Origin of the sequence: Pseudonocardia petroleophila (genome assembly GCF_014235185.1) — a bacterium.
Classification (GTDB): domain Bacteria; phylum Actinomycetota; class Actinomycetes; order Mycobacteriales; family Pseudonocardiaceae; genus Pseudonocardia; species Pseudonocardia petroleophila.
The window spans coordinates 4,614,030-4,628,473 of record NZ_CP060131.1; the positions used below are offsets into that span (position 1 = coordinate 4,614,030).

General features: G+C 75.2%; 15 protein-coding genes. 13 read left to right on the top strand and 2 right to left on the bottom strand.

What is annotated here, in order from left to right:
* Positions 1-29 precede the first annotated feature (29 nt).
* From def to H6H00_RS22800, 11 genes are all read left to right on the top strand, one after another.
* The gene (gene def / locus H6H00_RS22750; RefSeq protein WP_185717747.1) at positions 30-578 is read left to right on the top strand and encodes a peptide deformylase; all 549 of its coding nucleotides are present in this window, start codon (positions 30-32) and stop codon (positions 576-578) included.
* Positions 575-1,504, top strand: coding sequence for a methionyl-tRNA formyltransferase (fmt, locus tag H6H00_RS22755; RefSeq protein WP_185717748.1), 930 nt, complete (start codon positions 575-577; stop codon positions 1,502-1,504). The genes def and fmt overlap by 4 nt, the downstream gene beginning before the upstream one ends.
* Complete coding sequence (locus tag H6H00_RS22760) at positions 1,501-2,967, top strand: RsmB/NOP family class I SAM-dependent RNA methyltransferase (RefSeq protein WP_185717749.1); 1,467 nt, start codon at positions 1,501-1,503, stop codon at positions 2,965-2,967. The genes fmt and H6H00_RS22760 overlap by 4 nt, the downstream gene beginning before the upstream one ends.
* Positions 2,968-3,003: 36 nt before the next feature.
* Entirely contained in the window at positions 3,004-3,690 is a 687-nt protein-coding gene (gene rpe / locus H6H00_RS22765; RefSeq protein WP_185722675.1) for a ribulose-phosphate 3-epimerase, read from the top strand.
* A gap of 76 nt (positions 3,691-3,766) precedes the next feature.
* Positions 3,767-4,381 carry a riboflavin synthase gene (locus H6H00_RS22770; protein ID WP_185717750.1) on the top strand — a complete coding sequence of 205 codons (615 nt, stop codon included), beginning with the start codon at positions 3,767-3,769 and terminating at the stop codon, positions 4,379-4,381.
* A 77-nt stretch (positions 4,382-4,458) separates the two neighbouring features.
* A complete protein-coding gene (locus H6H00_RS22775; RefSeq protein ID WP_185722676.1) occupies positions 4,459-5,706 on the top strand; it encodes a bifunctional 3,4-dihydroxy-2-butanone-4-phosphate synthase/GTP cyclohydrolase II in 1,248 nt (415 codons plus the stop codon).
* Positions 5,703-6,185, top strand: a complete 483-nt coding sequence (gene ribH, locus H6H00_RS22780; RefSeq protein ID WP_185717751.1) for a 6,7-dimethyl-8-ribityllumazine synthase — start codon at positions 5,703-5,705, stop codon at positions 6,183-6,185. The genes H6H00_RS22775 and ribH overlap by 4 nt, the downstream gene beginning before the upstream one ends.
* Before the next feature lie 2 nt (positions 6,186-6,187).
* Positions 6,188-6,628 carry a PH domain-containing protein gene (locus H6H00_RS22785; RefSeq protein ID WP_185717752.1) on the top strand — a complete coding sequence of 147 codons (441 nt, stop codon included), beginning with the start codon at positions 6,188-6,190 and terminating at the stop codon, positions 6,626-6,628.
* Between the two features lie 3 nt (positions 6,629-6,631).
* Complete coding sequence (locus H6H00_RS22790; RefSeq protein WP_185717753.1) at positions 6,632-7,507, top strand: crotonase/enoyl-CoA hydratase family protein; 876 nt, start codon at positions 6,632-6,634, stop codon at positions 7,505-7,507.
* A gap of 9 nt (positions 7,508-7,516) precedes the next feature.
* On the top strand, positions 7,517-8,533 hold the full coding sequence (locus H6H00_RS22795; RefSeq protein WP_185717754.1) for a beta/alpha barrel domain-containing protein: 1,017 nt from the start codon (positions 7,517-7,519) through the stop codon (positions 8,531-8,533).
* Between the two features lie 50 nt (positions 8,534-8,583).
* Entirely contained in the window at positions 8,584-9,294 is a 711-nt protein-coding gene (locus tag H6H00_RS22800) for an HAD family hydrolase (RefSeq protein ID WP_185717755.1), read from the top strand.
* A gap of 37 nt (positions 9,295-9,331) precedes the next feature.
* On the opposite strand, the gene H6H00_RS22805 is transcribed toward H6H00_RS22800, so the two are convergent.
* Both H6H00_RS22805 and H6H00_RS22810 read right to left on the bottom strand, forming a co-directional pair.
* Positions 9,332-10,066, bottom strand: coding sequence for a DUF2786 domain-containing protein (locus H6H00_RS22805; RefSeq protein WP_185717756.1), 735 nt, complete (start codon positions 10,064-10,066; stop codon positions 9,332-9,334).
* A gap of 67 nt (positions 10,067-10,133) precedes the next feature.
* Positions 10,134-11,423, bottom strand: coding sequence for a proprotein convertase P-domain-containing protein (locus H6H00_RS22810; RefSeq protein WP_185717757.1), 1,290 nt, complete (start codon positions 11,421-11,423; stop codon positions 10,134-10,136).
* Positions 11,424-11,586: 163 nt separating this feature from the next.
* On the opposite strand from H6H00_RS22810, the gene uvrC reads away from it, so the two are divergent.
* Positions 11,587-13,542 carry an excinuclease ABC subunit UvrC gene (uvrC, locus tag H6H00_RS22815; protein ID WP_185717758.1) on the top strand — a complete coding sequence of 652 codons (1,956 nt, stop codon included), beginning with the start codon at positions 11,587-11,589 and terminating at the stop codon, positions 13,540-13,542.
* Positions 13,539-14,435 (top strand): RNase adapter RapZ, encoded by an 897-nt coding sequence (gene rapZ / locus H6H00_RS22820; protein ID WP_255425323.1) that lies wholly within the window; start codon positions 13,539-13,541, stop codon positions 14,433-14,435. The genes uvrC and rapZ overlap by 4 nt, the downstream gene beginning before the upstream one ends.
* Positions 14,436-14,444 lie beyond the last annotated feature (9 nt).

A 14,444-nucleotide genomic window follows, 5' to 3' on the forward strand; every position in this document is an offset into this window, starting at 1 on the left:
CCCCGCCACCCGTCTCGTACAGGAGAGCCGTGCCCGTCCAGCCCGTCCGCCTCTTCGGTGACCCCGTGCTGCGCACGCCCGCCGCGCCCGTCACCACGTTCGACGCGGAGCTGCGCAAGCTGGTCACCGACCTCACCGACACGATGCACGACGAGGGCGGCGCCGGCCTGGCCGCGCCGCAGCTGGGCGTGAGCCTGCGCGTGTTCACCTACGACTGCGACACCTTCGCCGGGCACCTGGTCAACCCGACCTTCGAGGTCGTCGGCGACGAGGAGCAGGTCGGCCCCGAGGGCTGCCTGTCCATCCCCGGGCTGGGCTGGGAGTGCCGCCGCCACCTGCACGTCGTCGCCCGCGGGTTCGACGTGCACGGCGAGCCGCTGGTCGTCGAGGGCAGCGAGCTGCTGGCCCGCTGCATCCAGCACGAGACCGACCACCTCGACGGCGTGCTGTTCGTCGACCGCCTCGACGCCGAGACCCGCAAGCTCGCGATGGCCGAGATCCGGGCGGCGGAGTGGTTCGGCGAGCCGGCCCCGGTCGTCCGGGAGAGCCCGCACCCGCTGTTCGGGAAGGTCCGGTGAGGCTGGTCTTCGCCGGTACCCCGGCCCCCGCGGTCCCCGCGCTGCGGGCGCTGCTGGCCTCGGCCGCCCACGAGGTCGTCGCCGTCGTCACCCGGCCCGACGCCCCCGCCGGCCGTGGCCGCAGGGTCGCGCGCTCGGCCGTCGGGCTCGTCGCCGACGAGGCCGGGATCCCGGTGCTGACGCCCGCGCGCCCGTCGGACCCGGAGTTCCTCGACGCCCTGCGCGCGCTCGAGCCCGACTGCTGCCCGGTCGTCGCCTACGGCGCGCTGGTGCCCCGCGCGGCCCTCGACATCCCCCGGCACGGCTGGGTCAACCTGCACTTCTCGCTGCTGCCGTCCTGGCGCGGCGCGGCACCCGTGCAGTCGGCGATCCGGCACGGCGACGACATCACCGGCGCCAGCACGTTCCTGCTGGAGGAGGGGCTCGACACCGGGCCCGTGTTCGGCGTCGTCACCGAGGCGGTGCGCCCGACCGACACCGCGGGCGACCTGCTGGGCCGGCTCGCCGAGTCCGGGGCGGCGCTGCTCGTCGCCACGATGGACGGCATCGCCGACGGCTCGCTCGTGCCGCGCGCCCAGCCGGCCGAGGGCGTCACCCACGCGCCCAAGGTGCTCACCGCCGACGCGCGCGTCGACTGGACCCACACCGCCGACGTCGTCGACCGCACGGTCCGCTCGGTCACCCCGGACCCCGGCGCGTGGGCGGTGTTCCGCGACGAGCGGCTCGGGCTGGGCCCGGTGCGGCCCGTCAGGCACGACGTCGTGCTGCAGCCGGGGGAGCTGGCGCCGGAGAAGAAGCGGGTGCTGGTGGGCACGGCATCCGGGGTGCTGGAGCTGGGTGAGGTGCGCCCGGTCGGGAAGCGCGCGATGCCTGCCGCCGACTGGGCGCGCGGGGTCCGCATCGAGGCCGGGGAGCTGCTCACATGACGTCCGAGGACCGCAGGCGCGCCGGGAACCGGGGCGGGGGCGACCGCCGCGCCGGGGTCCGCCGCGCGTCCGGGCCGCCGCGCGGCCGCCAGGGCCCCGCGCGCCCGCCCGAGCCCGACCTGCCGCGGCGCGCCGCGCTCGAGCTGCTGACGTCGGTGCGGGTCCGCGACTCCTACGCCAACCTCGCGCTGCCCGCGATCCTGCGCCGCCACCGGCTGCACGACCGCGACGCCGGCCTCGCCACCGAGCTGGGCTACGGCACGCTGCGCGCCCAGGGCCTGCTCGACGCCGTCATCGCGCACTGCACCGACCGGCCGCTGGTCAAGGTGGAGTCCGCGCTGCTCGACGCCCTGCGCCTGGGCGCCTACCAGCTGCTGCGGATGCGGGTGCCCGCGCACGCGGCCGTGCACGCCACCGTCGAGCTGGTCCGCGCCGACGCGGGGTCGCGCTCGGCCGGGTTCGTCAACGCGGTGCTGCGCCGCGTCGGGGAGTACGACGAGGCCGCCTGGGTGGCCCGGCTCGCGCCCGACGCGGGCGAGGACCCGCTCGGGCACGCCGCCTTCGCCCACGCCCACCCGCGCTGGATCGCGCAGGCCTTCGCCGACGCCCTCGGCGACCTCGACCAGCTCGACGCGGCACTGGCCGCCGACGACGCCCGCCCGGTGGTGCACCTGCTCGCCCGCCCCGGCGAGATCACCGCCGAGGAGCTGGCCCTGGCCACCGGCGGCACCGAGGGCCCGTACTCGCCCTACGCCGTGCACCTCGACGCCGGCTCCGGCGCCATCGGCGACCTCGACGCCGTCTCCCAGGGCCTCGCCGTCGTGCAGGACGAGGGCAGCCAGCTCGTGGCGCTCGCCCTGACCCGGGCCGCCGTGCTCGGCGACGACACCGGCCGGTGGCTCGACCTGTGCGCCGGGCCCGGCGGCAAGGCCGTGCTGCTCGGCGGGCTCGCGCAGATGGACGGCGTCGCCGTCGACGCCGTCGAGCTGGGGGAGCACCGCGCCGAGCTGGTGCGCAAGGCCGTCGACGGGCTGCCGGTCACCGTGCACCACGCCGACGGCCGCGAGGCCCCGCTGCCCGACGCCGCGTTCGACCGCGTGCTCGTCGACGCCCCGTGCACCGGCCTGGGGGCCCTGCGCCGCCGACCGGAGGCCCGCTGGCGCCGCACCCCCGAGGACGTGCCGGGCCTGGCCAAGCTGCAGCGCGAGCTGCTCACCGCCGCCCTGCGCCACGTCCGGCCCGGGGGAGTGGTCGCCTACGTCACCTGCTCGCCGCACCTGTCCGAGACCGTCGGCGTCGTCACCGGGGTGGCGCGGCGGGCGCAGGCGGAGCTGCTCGACGCCCGCGACCTCCTGCCCGGCGTCGACGACCTGGGCGCGGGCCCCACCGTCCAGCTCTGGCCGCACCGCCACGGCACCGACGCGATGTTCCTGGCCGTGCTGCGCCGCCCGCTCGACACCTGAGCGCCGCGGTCCCCGTAACCTGCTGCGGTGCACCCCCTGATCGCCCCGAGCATCCTGTCGGCCGACTTCGCCCGCCTCGCCGACGAGGCCGCGGCCGTCGCGGGGGAGCCCGGTGCCGGGGCCGACTGGCTGCACGTCGACGTCATGGACGCGCACTTCGTGCCCAATCTCACACTGGGCCTCCCGGTGGTCGAGTCGCTGCTCCGCGCGACCGCGATCCCGCTCGACTGCCACCTCATGATCGAGGACCCGGACCGGTGGGCGCCGGGCTACGCGGAGGCGGGGGCGCACAACGTCACCGTCCACGCCGAGGCCGCGGCCGACCCCGTCATGCTGGCGAAGAATCTGCGCGCGGCCGGGGCGCGGGCGGGACTGTCGATCAAGCCCGACACCCCGCTGGAGCCGTGGGTGCAGGTGCTGCGCCACTACGACACGCTGCTGGTGATGAGCGTGGAACCCGGTTTCGGCGGCCAGAGCTTCCGGCCGGAGGTGCTCGACAAGGTGCGCACCGCGCGGCGGCTCGTCGACACCGGCCACCTGACTGTGCTCGTCGAGATCGACGGCGGCATCAACACCGACACCGTCGAGGCCGCGGCCGAGGCGGGCGTCGACTGCTTCGTGGCCGGGTCGGCGGTCTACGGGGCCGACGACCCGGCCCGCGCCGTCGCCGCGCTGCGCGACCAGGTGCGCGCCGCGTCACCCCATCGGACCTGGACCGCCTGACGCCGACGGCACCGCCCGGGGGATGATCCGGGTGGGCCCGCAGGTTGCACGGGCAGGATCGAGGAAGGGCGGCGGGATGTTTACCGGCATCGTCGAGGAGATGGGCGAGGTCCTCGCCGTGCGCGAGAGCGCCGAGGTCGTGGTGTTCACCGTGAAGGGGCCGCTGGTCACGAGCGACGCGGGGCACGGCGACTCGATCGCGGTCAACGGCGTCTGCCTCACGGTGATCGACCCCCGGGGCAGCACCGACGGCACGTTCAGCGTCGAGCTGGTCCCCGAGACCCTCAAGCGGTCGAGCCTCGCGGCCGTGACGGCGGGCACGCCGGTCAACCTGGAGCGCGCGGTCCCGGTGTCCGGGCGCCTGGGCGGGCACATCGTGCAGGGCCACGTCGACGGCGTCGCCACGCTGATCTCGCGCACCCCGGCCGAGCGCAGCGACGAGCTGCGGTTCAGCCTGGCCCCCGACCTCGCGCGCTACGTCGTCGAGAAGGGCTCGATCACCGTCGACGGGGTGTCGCTGACGGTCGCGGGCGTGGGTCCCGACTCGTTCTCGGTGGCGCTGATCCCGACGACCCTGGCGCACACCACACTCGGGATCAGGCGCGCGGGGGATACCGTCAACATCGAGGTGGACGTCCTCGCGAAGTACGTGGAACGGCTGGTCGGCGGATACGGCGGAGCAGCCCGGTGAACGACCCGGGCCCGATGAACGGTGGAGATGTGGACAGCGGCACGGACGGTACGGACGGCGGGTCGCCGCTGAGCGGCATGGAGGCCATCGAGCAGGCCCTCACCGACCTCAAGGCCGGAAAGGCCGTGGTCGTGATCGACGACGAGGACCGCGAGAACGAGGGCGACCTCATCTTCGCCGCCGAGATGGCGACACCCGAGCTGGTGTCGTTCATGGTGCGCTACACCTCGGGGTACATCTGCGTGGCGCTGACCGAGACCGAGTGCGACCGCCTCGACCTCCCGCCCATGCACCACACCAACTCCGACAGCTTCCGCACCGCGTTCACCGTGACGGTCGACGCGCGGCTGGGCATCACCACCGGCATCTCGGCCGCCGACCGCGCGCACACGATCCGGCTGCTCGCCGACCCGGCCGCCGGCGCCAACGACCTGGTGCGCCCCGGCCACGTGCTGCCGCTGCGGGCCCGCGAGGGCGGGGTGCTGCGCCGCCCCGGCCACACCGAGGCCGCCGTCGACCTGGCCCGCCTCGCCGGGCTCGCGCCCGCCGGTGCCCTGTGCGAGATCGTGTCGCAGAAGAACGAGGGCGAGATGGCGCGCGGCGAGGAGCTGCGCATCTTCGCCGACGAGCACGACCTGACGCTCATCACCATCGCCGACCTCATCTCGCACCGGCGCCGCTTCGAGAAGCACGTCGTGCGCGTGGCGCAGGCGCGCATCCCCACCGCCCACGGCGACTTCACCGCCTACGGCTACGACTCCGTGCTCGACGGGATCGAGCACATCGCGATGGTCCGCGGCGAGATCGGCACCGAGCAGGACACCGGCGAGGACGTGCTGGTGCGCGTGCACTCCGAGTGCCTCACCGGCGACGTCATGGGCTCGCTGCGCTGCGACTGCGGCCCGCAGCTCGACGCCGCGCTCGAGGCCGTGGCCGCCGAGGGCCGGGGTGTCGTGCTCTACATGCGCGGCCACGAGGGCCGCGGCATCGGCCTGCTGCACAAGCTGCAGGCCTACCAGCTGCAGGAGGCCGGGGCCGACACCGTCGACGCCAACCTGGCACTGGGCCTGCCCGCCGACGCCCGCGACTACGGGATGGGCGCGCAGATCCTCGCCGATCTCGGCGTGCGCTCGATGCGGCTGCTCACCAACAACCCCGACAAGCGCGCGGGGCTCGAGGGCTACGGCCTGACGGTCAACGGCCGCGTCGCGCTGCCGGTGCGCGCGGTCCCGGAGAACCTCGCCTACCTGCGCACCAAGCGCGACCGGATGGGCCACGACCTGCCCGACCTGGAGGGCCCGGACGCCACGGGGGTGCCCTCGTGAGCGGCGAGGGCCGTCCCGTGGTCGGGACGCTGCCCGACGCCACCGGCCTGTCCGTGGCCGTGGCCGCGACGAGCTGGCACACCGACATCGTCGACGTGCTGCTGGAGCGCGCCGTGGCGACGGCGCGCGAGTCCGGGGCGCCCGAGCCCACCGTGGTGCGGGTCTCGGGCACCGTGGAGCTGCCGGTGGTCTGCCAGGAGCTCGCCCGCACCCACGACGCCGTGGTGGCGCTCGGCGCCGTGATCCGCGGCGGCACCCCGCACTTCGAGTACGTCTGCGACGCCGTGACCGCCGGGCTCACGCGCGTGGCGCTCGACGAGCACACCCCCGTGGGCAACGGGGTGCTCACCTGCGACACCCACGGCCAGGCCGTCGACCGCTCGGGCGGGCCGGGGGCGACGGAGGACAAGGGCGCCGAGGCCTGCCTCGCCGCCCTGCACACCGCGGTGCTGCTGCGCGACCTGCGGAAGGAGTCGTGAGCGTGACCCAGCAGGAGACGGTGACGCTCCGCCCGCTGCGGGCGCTGGTGATCTCCTGGGTGTCGGCGGTCGTGATCGTCGTGCTGTTCGTGGCGATCGCGCTGGTGCTGCGCAACAGCGACACCGGCGTGTTCTTCCGGGAGGCCGACCAGGTGGCGCTGGTGCTGATCGGGCTGTTCATCGCCGGCGGCTGCCTGCTGATGGCCCGGCCCCGGGTGCGCGCCGACGCCGCGGGCATCGAGGTGCGCAACGTGATCGCGACCAAGCACTTCGCGTGGACCGACGTGGAGCGCATCGCGTTCCCCGACGGGGCGTCCTGGGCGCGGATCGACCTCCCCGACTACGAGTACGTGCCGGTGATGGCCGTGCAGGCCGTCGACGGGCAGCGGTCGGTGGAGGCGATGCGGAGCCTGCGGGCCCTGCACGCCGCGGCCCGCGCCTGAGCGGTGGAGTTCGAGCAGATCCGCTACGCCGTCGCCGACGGCGTGCTCACCCTGACCCTGGACCGGCCCGACCGGCTCAACGCGTTCACCGCCCGCATGGGCGACGAGCTCCGCGAGGCGTTCGACCGCTCCGACGCCGACGACGACGTGCGCGCGGTGGTGGTGACCGGGTCCGGTCGCGGCTTCTGCGCGGGCGCCGACCTCGCCGCGGGCGGTGCCGTGTTCGCCCACGAGGACGGCGGCAGGGGCGACGTGCACCGCGACGCCGGCGGGCGGCTCACCCTGCGGATCTTCGAGAGCACGAAGCCGGTGATCGGGGCGGTCAACGGCCCGGCCGTCGGCGTCGGCGCCACGATGACGCTGCCGATGGACGTCCGCCTCGCCGCCGACACCGCCCGGTTCGGGTTCGTGTTCGCCCGGCGCGGGATCGTGCCGGAGGCCGCGTCGAGCTGGTTCCTGCCGCGGGTCGTCGGGATCAGCCGGGCGCTGGAGTGGACGATGACCGGCCGCGTGTTCGCCGCGGCGGAGGCCCTCGACGGCGGGCTGGTGCGGTCCGTGCACCCGGCCGCGGCCCTGCTGCCCGCCGCCTACGCGCTCGCGGCCGAGATCGCCGAGAACGCCGCCCCGGTGTCGGTGGCCCTGACGCGGCAGATGATGTGGCGGATGCTCGGCGCCGACCACCCGATGGAGGCCCACCGGCTGGACTCCTGGGCGGTGACGCGGCGCGGCCGCTCCGCCGACGCCGCGGAGGGGGTGGGCGCGTTCCTGGGCAAGCGCCCGGCCCGGTTCCCCGACCGCGTGTCCGCCGACCTCCCCGAGGGCTACCCCTGGTGGCCCGACCGGCCGTACACCCCGCTGGGGGACGGGCCCGCCACGTAGCATCGGGGCGTGTTGCGAGCGAAGCAGGTCCAGGACCGGGGCGAGGTGCGGCTGGGCGACATCGTCCTGCGCAACCGGCTGGTCACCTCCTCGAGCCTCCTCGGGTACGGCGTGGCGAACGCGCCGCTGGTGCCCTACGGGATGAGCCCGGTGTCGATGTTCGTGCCGCTCGCGGAGTTCGGCGCGGTGACCACCCGCACGCTCACGGTGGAGCCGCGCGAGGGCCACTTCAGCACCCGTGACGACTACTCCCTCGGCGAGCTGCCGGGGCTGCTCCGGCGCTACGGCCGCGTGCTGCGCAGCACCGACGGCGGCTGGGTCAACGCGTTCGGCTGGTGCAACGTCGGGATCGACGCCTACCTGCGCGACTACTTCCCGCGCACCCGCGACCAGCGCACGATCATCTCCCTCGGCGGCTTCTCCGCCGAGGAGTTCGTGACGCTGATCGACCGGGTGAACGCCGCGGTGCCGGCCGGTGAGATCGCCGCGGTCGAGCTGAACGTGAGCTGCCACAACGTCAACTTCGACTTCTCCACGATCCTGCAGGACGTGCTCGACGAGGCCGTGCCCCGCAGCGCCCACCCGGTGATCCTCAAGCTCTCGCCCGACTACGACTACCTGCGCAACGCCCGGCAGGCCGCCGCGGCCGGGGTCTCGGCGCTCACGGCGATCAACACCGTCAAGGCGCTGCGGCTGGACCCGCGCACCGGCGAGCCGTTCCTGAGCAACCGCTACGGCGGCCTGTCCGGGCGGGCGATCAAGCCGATCGGGCTGCGCGTGGTGTCGGAGCTGCGCGAGGGCGGCGTGACGCTGCCGATCATCGCGACCGGCGGGGTGCGCACCGTCGACGACTGCCGCGAGTACTTCTGGGCGGGCGCCGACGCGGTGAGCCTCGGCAGCGCCGTGTGGCTGGCCAGCTACCCGGGGTACGCGCTCGCCCCGCTGCGGGCCCTGCACGTTCGGCGCGTCCTCAAGGCCGTTCGGCGCTGGGACGCACTGCCGGAGCGCCCGGCTCCGGTCACCTGAGCCAGGATCCGCCGCGTGAGCAGCGGGCTGCTCCGAAAGGAGTAACGGCGATGACGACGTCCTCGGAGGCGGGCCGCCGACCGCGGGCCGCCGACCGCCGGCCCCGGGTCGTGCTGTTCGACGTGTTCGAGACGATGCTGCAGGTCGACGCGCTGGGGGCCCGGTTCGTCGACGTCGGCCGGCCCGCGCACGAGTGGGAGCTGTTCTTCACCCGCACCCTGCGCGACGGCATGGCGCTGACCCTGGCCGGGGCGGCGCCGCCGTTCGGCGAGGTGGCCCGTGCGGCGCTGCGCACGACGACCGGGCACACGCTGTCGGACGAGGCGCTCGACCACGTGCTCGCCGGCTTCGCGCACCTGCCCCCGCACCCCGACGTGGAACCGGCGCTGGTGGCGCTGGCCCACGCGCGCGTGCCCACCTACGCCTTCACCCACGGCAGCGCGAAGACCGCGTGCGACGCCCTGGACCGCGCCGGGCTGCGCACCTACCTGCGCGGCGTGCACTCGGCCGAGGCGATCGGGTCGTTCAAGCCGCCCGCCCGCGTGTACGACTGGGTCTGCGGCCAGGTGGACTCCCCGCTCGACCGCACCGGGCTGGTGGCCGTGCACTCCTGGGACGTGCACGGGGCCGTGCGGGCCGGCCTGGTCGGCGCCCTCGCCACGCGCCTGGAGGGCCGGGTGCCCGCGGTGGTGGAGCCGCCGCACGTGAGCGCGACCCGCGTCGACACCGCGGTGGAGCGCCTGCTCGCCCTCCCCGCCTGAGGCCCGGCCCGGGGCCGGTTCCGCCGCCCGGCCCGCCTCACCGGCCCAGTGCCGGCGCGCGGGCCGGGGCGACGCGGTGGTGGCCCAGGTCCGCCCGCGCCCCGGCCCGCATCCCCGCGTGCAGTCCCGATCCGCTCAGCACCGTGCGCCGGGCCCGGCCCAGGTCCGGGAACGCCTCGGCCCACGCCCGCTCGACGCGGTCGTGCCGGTCGGCCAGCACGAGGGCCACCGACGGGCCGGGGTCGCCCCGGCCGGCCGCGTCGTGCTCGGCGTCGTGGCGGGCCTGCTCCCGGGCCGCGGTGATCCGCCGGTGCACCTCGACCGCGAACCCGTGCAGCCACGACCGCCGGTAGGCCGCCACCGACTCGCCGGTGCGGGGCGGGCGCAGCCGCACCAGCTGCGCCGTGGCCTGCAGCAGCAACGAGGTGTGCAGCACCTCCACCCGCGCGCGGTCGGACGCGTGCCCGAACACCGTGACGCCCGTGACCCGGCCGCCGCCCACGCCGTGCAGGACGCACCGGCAGCCGAGCGCGTGCCCGACCCAGCCGAGCAGCCGCGCCTTCCCCGCGCTGTAGGGGTCGTCCACCGCGATCCGGGTGGCCCCGATCTCGTCGTGGCCCGGATCGGCCGCGCCGAGCAGCGCGTCGTCGATGCCGTGGCGGGCCATGAGCTGCACGGCCTTGGCCGTGTAGGCGTCGGCCTCCTGCACCGTGGCGGCGCCGTCGGCCTTGGCGAGCAGCTTGCGGATCGTGTCGAGCTTGTCGGCGCCCATCCGGACCTCCCTCGAACGCGCGTTCGTGTCGGGGACAGGGATAGCACGGGGGTCCGACAGGACCGGCTCAGCCGTTGACGGTGATGTCCCAGCCGTCCAGGGTCCCGGTGTCGATGACGACCGTGTCGTAGACGCGCAGCTGCCACGGTCCGGCCACCGGCTCGCCGACGAGCGCGGCCAGCGGCGACCCCGGCGCGGACGAGTCCAGGTTCAGCGCGATCCGCCCTGCGGTGGCCAGTCCGGCCTCGGCGTCGGACAGCACCACCGTCCGGCCCAGCGGGGACCGCAGCTCGATCCGCAGGTCGCTGCTGACCTGGTGGGTCAGGGCGACGTCGACGACCATCCGGTCGACCGTGCCGTAGCCGCCGAGGTCGACCACGTCGGTGACCCCGAAGAACTCGTCGTCGTCGGGGATCGCCAGCGCCGGGTCCGACGTGCCCTGCGCGGGCTGCGCGGAGGGGGCCGGGGCGTCGGAGGCGGCGGGGTAGACGGTGATGTCCCAGCTGTTCAGGGTGCCCGCGTCGGCCGAGACCTCGTCGGAGAAGGTCAGCGCCCACGCCCCGGCGACCGGGCCGCCGAGCAGGTTGGCCAGCGGGGACGACGCCTCGGTCGTGGAGAGGGTGACCCGGCCGCCGGTCCCCGCGCGCGCGAACACCACGGCCTGGCGCCCCTCGGGCGAGGTGAGGACGCCGGTGAGCTCGCCGGGGTAGGGGTGCGTGAGGTCCATCGCGACGTCGATGCGGCCGACGCGGGCGTCGCCGTCGAGGGTGATCGTGCTGGTGGCGCCGCCCGGGGTGTTGTCCGGGATCTGCAGCGCGGTGGTGGACGCGCCCTGCGCGAACGGCGCGTTCGGGTCGGGGGAGCGGTTCAGCAGCACGACCACCACGACCGCCGCCACGATCGCGACCGACGCCACGACCGCGGCCACGACGATCCCGGTGCGCCTCCCGCGGCCCGGTGCGGGCGACGGGGCGGCGTACGCGGCGTTCCAGCCGCCCTGGCCCGGGTACGGGCCACCGGGCTGCTGCGGGCCGCCGTAGGGCCCGTACGGCCCCGCCTGCTGCCCGCCCTGGTCGCCGTACGGCCCGCCGGGGTGCTGCCCTCCCGGGTACGGGGAGCCCGGGTAGGGGGCGCCGGACGGGTAGTGCGCCGTCTCGGGGTACCGGTCCGGGTCCACGGAGGGGCGGTGGTGCGGGTCGGACGGGTGCTGGGCCGCCCCGGGGTACTGGCCCGCCCCGGGGTGCTGGGCCGTCTCGGGGTGTCCACCGGCGTCCTGGCCGCCCCCGGGAACCGGGCCCGCGGTGGACCAGCCGCCCTGGTTCCAGCCGGGCGGGGGAGGTCCGGTCGGATCGGTCATGGTGGGGGGCCTCCCGAGCTCGTCGTCTGCGTGTCGGATCGTCGTCGGGCCACGCGTCGTTAGCAGTACACCCGTTCCGGGCGCAGCGTGCCCGGCCCGTCCGGGACCGGTCCCCGGCCCGGTGCCGCGGACCGTCGGGGGGCCGTCCTACCCTGGAGCGGCCATGCCTGATCCCGCCAGTTACCGCCCGGCCACCGGTTCGATCCCCGAGGCCCCGGGGGTCTACCGGTTCTCCGACGTGCACGGCCGCGTCATCTACGTCGGCAAGGCGAAGAGCCTGCGCCAGCGCCTCAACTCCTACTTCGCCGACCTCTCCGGGCTGCACCCCCGCACCCGGCAGATGGTCACCACGGCCGCGGGCGTCCAGTGGACGGTCGTCGGCACCGAGGTCGAGGCGCTCCAGCTCGAGTACAACTGGATCAAGGAGTTCGATCCGCGGTTCAACGTCCGCTACCGCGACGACAAGACCTACCCGGTCCTCGCGGTCACCGTGGGTGAGGAGTTCCCGCGGCTGCACGTCTACCGCGGCCCGCGCCGCAAGGGCGTCCGCTACTTCGGGCCCTACGCCCACGCCTGGGCCATCCGCGAGACCCTCGACCTGCTGCTGCGGGTGTTCCCGGCCCGCACCTGCTCCGCCGGGGTGTTCAAGCGGCACGCGCAGATCGGGCGGCCGTGCCTGCTCGGCTACATCGACAAGTGCTCGGCGCCGTGCGTCGGCCGGGTCGACGCCCAGCAGCACCGCGACATCGTCGACGACTTCTGCGACTTCCTGTCCGGCCGCACCGACCACCTCGTCCGCCAGATGGAGCGGCGGATGGCCGAGGCGTCCGAGGGGCTGGAGTTCGAGCGCGCCGCCCGGCTGCGCGACGACATCGGCGCGCTCAAGCGGGCCATGGAGAAGCAGGCCGTCGTGCTCGGCGACGGCACCGACGCCGACGTCGTCGCGTTCGCCGACGACGAGCTGGAGGCCGCGGTCCAGGTCTTCCACGTCCGCGGCGGGCGGGTCCGCGGCCAGCGCGGCTGGGTGATCGACAAGGTCGAGCCCACCGACACCGCGCAGCTCGTCGAGCGGTTCCTGGTGCAGTTCTACGGCGAGCAGGCGTCGCTGGCGGAGTCCAGCGACGACGCCGCGCAGCCGGTGCCCCGCGAGATCCTCGTGCCCGAGCTGCCCGCCGAGGTCGACGCGCTCGCCGAGTGGCTCTCGGACCTGCGGGGCTCCCGCGTCGGCATCCGGGTGCCGCAGCGCGGCGACAAGCGGGCGCTGGCCGAGACCGTCGCCCGCAACGCCGCCGAGGCGTTCACCCAGCACAAGCTGCGCCGGGCGGGCGACCTCACGGCCCGGTCGGCGGCGCTGCAGGAGATCCAGGACGGGCTCGGTCTCGACACCGCGCCGCTGCGCATCGAGTGCATCGACGTCTCCCACGTGCAGGGCACCGACGTCGTGGCCTCGCTCGTGGTGTTCGAGGACGGGCTGGCGAAGAAGTCCGACTACCGCCGCTTCGAGGTCAAGGACGCCGCCGAGCAGGGCGACGTCGCCTCGATCGCCGAGGTCGTGCGCCGCCGGTTCCGCCGCTATCTCAGCGAGACCGGTAACGGCTCGGTCGATACGGGCGAAAACCTCGACGTCGGATCCCGTCCCGGGATCGACCCGGAGACCGGGCGCCCGCGCCGGTTCGCGTACCCGCCGAACCTGCTCGTGGTCGACGGAGCGGCCCCGCAGGCCCAGGCGGCCGCCGACGTCCTCGCCGAGCTGGGGATCACCGACGTCGCCGTGTGCGGCCTGGCCAAGCGACTGGAGGAGGTGTGGATGCCCGGCGAGCCCGACCCCGTCATCCTCTCCCGCACCTCCGAGGGCCTCTACCTGCTCCAACGGCTCCGCGACGAGGCGCACCGCTTCGCCATCACCTACCACCGCCAGCGGCGGTCGAAGGGGATGACCAGCTCCGAGCTCGACGGCGTGCCCGGCCTCGGCCCGGCCCGGCGGGGCGCGCTGCTGCGGCACTTCGGGTCGGTCCGCAAGCTCCGGGCCGCCGACGTCGACGAGATCGCCGCGCTGCCCGGATTCGGGCCGCGCACGGCGGCGGCCGTGCTGGCCGCACTGCAGGGGGAGGGTTCGTGACCACCGACGACGTGGCGACCCCGACGGGGTCCGGGATCGAGGTCGCGCTGGTCAGCGGCCTGTCCGGGGCCGGGCGCAGCACCGCGGCCAAGGTGCTCGAGGACCTGGGGTGGTTCGTCGTCGACAACCTGCCGCCCGAGCTGATCGCCACGATGGTCGACCTCGGGGCGCGGGCGCGCGGCGAGGTGGCGCGGATCGCGGTGGTCATGGACGTGCGCAGCCGCGCGTTCTCCGCCGACCTCGGGGCCGTCATCAAGGACCTCGACGCCCGCGGCTACCGCCCGCGCCTGCTGTTCCTGGAGGCCTCCGACGCCGTGCTGGTGCGCCGGTTCGAGCAGGTCCGCCGCAGCCACCCGCTGCAGGGCGACGGCCGCCTCGTCGACGGCATCGCGGCCGAGCGGGAGCTGCTGCGCCCGCTGCGCGAGAGCGCCGACCTCGTCGTCGACACCTCGACGGTCTCGGTGCCCACGCTGCGCGCCACCCTGGAGCGCACGTTCGGCGCGGAGTTCGAGCAGCTCACCCGCGTCACGCTGGTGTCGTTCGGCTACAAGTACGGGCTGCCGATGGACTCCGACCTCGTCGTCGACGTCCGGTTCCTGCCCAACCCGTTCTGGATCCCGGAGCTGCGCGAGCACACCGGCCGCGACGTCGACGTGCGCGACTACGTGCTGAGCCAGGAGGGGGCGATGGAGTTCATCGACCGCTACCTGGAGCTGCTGCGCCTGGTCGGGGCCGGGTACCGGCGCGAGGGCAAGAGCTACCTGACGGTCTCCGTCGGCTGCACCGGGGGCAAGCACCGCAGCGTCGCGATCAGCGAGGAGATCGCGCGGCGGCTCGCGGGCGACCAGGGCGTCACGGTGAACGTGGCGCACCGCGACCTGGGGCGGGAGTGACGCGGCCGG